The sequence below is a fragment of the Spirochaetota bacterium genome, assembly GCA_026414805.1.
Taxonomy (GTDB): Bacteria; Spirochaetota; UBA4802; order UBA4802; family UB4802; genus UBA4802.
On record JAOAIH010000174.1, the window covers coordinates 1 to 538 of the forward strand.

A 538-nucleotide genomic window follows, 5' to 3' on the forward strand; every position below is an offset into this window, starting at 1 on the left:
TCTTGAACCTGCAAGGCTTGCTATATTTATTGAAAAAACATTGGTAGAGCCTTTTTTATAAACAGATAACTTTATTCCATTCTTAAGCTGAAAAGTCTCCTGTGAGACTGTTTTTTCGGAAACATTTTTTTCAAAAATTTTTTTAATTTTTTCAGAGACATCGTTTTCACTTAGTTCTTCAGGAATAAGTAATGTAAAACTATATCTTTCAGGTTTGAGATATCTGTTTTTTGCCCTGTTTATATCATCAAGGGAGACTTTTTCAATAGCAGGGGTGTCTTCAGAGTAAATGTTTGGTGTCGGGAAGCCAGACATTAGGTAACAGGATTGAATTTTTTTCTTTTTTATATAAATACCTGTGTTTATATCAGGTTCTCTTTCGGAATGTTTAGTTGAAAAATTAGAATCTTTCTTATCTTCGGGCTCTAATAGGATACTCATCGTTACATGTGGTGATAAACTTTCTAGTTATATTGAAGATAGTAAAAATAACGGTTCATATTTTTTACCTGAAATAATAAAACAATCTCTTGGAACC

At 30.9% G+C, this 538-nt stretch carries 1 protein-coding gene; it reads right to left on the reverse strand.

Annotated elements, in window-relative coordinates:
- Positions 1 to 441 (reverse strand): hypothetical protein (locus N3F66_15235; GenBank protein MCX8125499.1); only part of this gene is annotated, 441 nt, incomplete at its 3' end.
- Between the last annotated feature and the right edge of the window lie 97 nt (positions 442 to 538).